The organism is Methylibium sp. T29-B (genome assembly GCF_000576225.1).
Classification (GTDB): Bacteria; Pseudomonadota; Gammaproteobacteria; order Burkholderiales; family Burkholderiaceae_C; genus Methylibium; species Methylibium petroleiphilum.
The window spans coordinates 1-3,194 of sequence record NZ_AZSN01000259.1; the positions used below are offsets into that span (position 1 = coordinate 1).

Here is a 3,194-nt window from a genome sequence, read left to right on the forward strand (position 1 = left end):
CTGGCCACGGCGGGCAGTGCGGCCGCGCCGCTGCAGGCGGCCGCGCCGGCGGTCAGCGCCGGCGATCCTTCCCCCCCATGGATGCACGCGCCGGGCCGCCCGTTCACGGTCTATGGCCAGCCCTCGAAGCACGAGCAGCAGGTGATCCGCCGCATCAGCGGCAACCGCCTGCTGCCGGGCAACGGCGTGTCGCTCACGCCGCTGGAGGAGCTCGAAGGCATCATCACGCCCACCGGCCTGCATTTCGAGCGCCACCACAACGGCGTGCCCGACATCGATCCGGCGCAGCACCGCCTGCTGATCCACGGCCGTGTGAAGCGTGCGCTGAGCTTCGGCGTCGACCACCTGCTGCGCTACCCGATGCGCTCGCAGCTGCTTGTGCTGGAGTGCGGCGGCAACAGCAACGCGGGCTGGCATCCCGAGCCGATCCAGCGGCCGGTCGGCTCCTTCCACGGCCTGGTCTCGTGCAGCGAGTGGACCGGCGTGCCGCTCTCGGTGCTGCTCGACGAGGCCGGGATCGAGCCGCGCACGACCTGGGCCGTCGCCGAGGGCGCCGACGCCTTCGCGATGAACGTGAGCCTGCCGGTCGCCAAGCTGATGGACGACGCGATCGTCGCGCTCTACCAGAACGGCGAGCGCCTGCGGCCCGAGCACGGCTATCCGCTGCGGCTCATCGTCCCCGGCTGGGAGGGTGTCCTGAATGTCAAGTGGCTCAGGCGGCTGCAGTTGAGCGAACAGCCGCTGATGGCGCGCAACGAGACGGCCAAGTACACCGAGCTGCTGCCCGACGGCAAGGCGCGCATGTTCACCTTCGTGATGGAGCCAAGTCTCTGATCACCTCGCCCTCGCACGGCCAGCACCTGCGCGGGCCCGACGTCTACGCGATCAGCGGCCTGGCGTGGAGCGGCCGGGGCCGCATCCGGCGCGTGGAGGTGTCGGCCGACGGTGGCCGCAGCTGGGCCGACGCCACGCTGCAGGACCCGGTGCTGCCGCGCTGCATGACGCGCTTTCGCGCCGCATGGAAATGGGATGGTCGACCCACCGTGCTGAAGAGCCGCGCGACCGACGAGACCGGCGATGTGCAGCCCGAGCGCAACGCCCTGGTGGCGCAGCGCGGCACCAACGGCTACTTCCACTACAACGCCATCGTGTCCTGGGCCGTCGACGAGGAAGGCAACGTGCGCCATGTCTATGCGTGAGCCGCGTGCGCTGGCCGCCGGGCTGCTGCTGGCGTGGGCCGGCGGCGCTGCGGCGGCCGAGGCCCTGCAGGCACCGCGTCTGGGCCGGCCGGTCGACGCGCAGGAAGTCGCCCGCTGGGACCTGAGCGTCTTTCCCGACGGCCGTGGCCTGCCTGCCGGCCGCGGCAATGCCGCCGAAGGCGCCATCCTGTTCCGCCAGCACTGCGCGGCCTGCCATGGGGCGGGAGGCCGCGGCGCAAGTGCCGAGGAGCTGGCCGGCGGCACCGAGCCGCTGACCAGCCCGACGCCCGACAAGACCATCGGCCTCTACTGGCCCTACGCGACGACGGTCTTCGACTTCTTGCGCCGCGCCAAACCGATGACGGCACCCGGCACGCTCAGCGCCGACGAGGTCTACGCGCTCACCGCCTACCTGCTGTACGCCAACGGGCTGATCGGCGAGACAGACGAGATGGACGCCCGGACCCTGCCACGGCTGCGCATGCCCAACCGCGACGGCTTCACCGGCATCGACGCGACGCTGCCGCCGCGCTGACCGCCGCTGTCGGCGCGGGCCGGGTCCTGCCTCGCGGAACTGAGGGTTTCCAATCTGTCCCCTACAATAGCGCCCGCAGCGCGCAGTTCCAGTCCTTGCGCTGCAGTCGATTCCGACCTCTTCCCCCTTCAGGCCTCCGACTGGCGCACGTGCTTCGCACGCCGCGGCAGGCCGACTCGATGCCCGCATCCGGGCACCTCATTCATGTCATTCAAAGAACTGGGGCTCGCCGAGCCCCTGCTGCAAGCCATCGTCGACGCCGGCTACGAGACGCCCACGCCGATCCAGAAACAGGCCATTCCGGCCGTCATGCTGGGCGGCGACCTGCTCGCCGGCGCCCAGACCGGCACCGGCAAGACCGCCGGCTTCGTGCTGCCGATGCTGCACCGCCTGATGGCCAGGCCGGCCGTCAAGGACGCTCGCGGCAAGAGCCCGGTGCGGGCGCTGATCCTCACGCCGACCCGCGAACTGGCGGCGCAGGTGGAGGAAAGCGTGCGCATCTACGGCAAGCACGCCAAGCTCAGCTCGATGGTGATGTTCGGCGGCGTCGGTATGCAGCCGCAGATCGACCGCCTCAAGCGCGGCGTCGACATCCTGGTGGCCACGCCCGGCCGCCTGCTCGACCACCACCAGCAGCGCACGCTGGACCTGAGCCACGTCGAGATCTTCGTGCTCGATGAAGCCGACCGCATGCTCGACATGGGCTTCATCCACGACATCAAGAAGGTGCTGGCGATCGTGCCGAAGCAGAAGCAGAGCCTGCTGTTCAGCGCGACCTTCAGCGACGAGATCAAGACCCTGGCCGACCGCCTGCTGAACAGCCCGCAGGTGATCGAGGTGGCGCGCCGCAACAGCACCGTCGAGACCATCGCGCAGAAGATCCATCCGGTCGACCGCGACAAGAAGAAGGAACTGCTGGCCCACCTGATCAAGAGCCAGGATTGGCACCAGGTGCTGGTGTTCTGCCGCATGAAGCACGGCGCCAACCGCCTCACCGAGTATCTGAACGACCAGCGCATCACCGCGATGGCGATCCACGGCAACAAGAGCCAGACCGCGCGCACCAAGGCGCTGGCCGACTTCAAGAGCGGCGCGCTCCAGGTGCTGGTGGCAACCGACATCGCCGCGCGCGGCATCGACATCGACCAGTTGCCGCACGTCGTCAATTTCGAGCTGCCCAACGTGTCCGAGGACTACGTGCACCGTATCGGCCGCACCGGCCGCGCCGGTGCCCTGGGCGAGGCCGTGTCGCTGGTCTGCGTCGACGAGGACGGCTTCCTGCGCGATATCGAGAAGCTGATCAAGCGCAGCATCCCGCGCGAGGTCGTGCCCGGCTTCGAGCCCGATCCGCGCGCCGTGGCGCAGCCATCCAGATCGGACGGCAGACGCTCAACGGCGGCCTGCGCTCTGGTGGCGGCGGCCGGGGCGGCGCGGGTCGTCCGGCGGGCGGTGGCGGTGGC

General features: G+C 70.1%; 4 protein-coding genes. All 4 read left to right on the forward strand.

The genetic code is table 11. The annotated features are described in order from the left end of the window. Positions 1 to 834, forward strand: an 834-nt coding sequence (locus tag Y694_RS20710; protein WP_197028838.1) for a molybdopterin-dependent oxidoreductase, incomplete at its 5' end; no start/stop codon positions are given. A 26-nt stretch (positions 835 to 860) separates the two neighbouring features. Continuing rightward, positions 861 to 1,199, forward strand: a complete 339-nt coding sequence (locus Y694_RS25070) for a hypothetical protein (protein ID WP_231497818.1) — start codon at positions 861 to 863, stop codon at positions 1,197 to 1,199. Next, positions 1,192 to 1,734 carry a cytochrome c gene (locus Y694_RS20715; RefSeq protein ID WP_036236121.1) on the forward strand — a complete coding sequence of 181 codons (543 nt, stop codon included), beginning with the start codon at positions 1,192 to 1,194 and terminating at the stop codon, positions 1,732 to 1,734. Before Y694_RS25070 ends, Y694_RS20715 begins: the two co-directional genes overlap by 8 nt. A 204-nt stretch (positions 1,735 to 1,938) precedes the next feature. Then, positions 1,939 to 3,194, forward strand: a 1,256-nt coding sequence (locus Y694_RS20720; RefSeq protein ID WP_231497817.1) for a DEAD/DEAH box helicase, incomplete at its 3' end; no start/stop codon positions are given.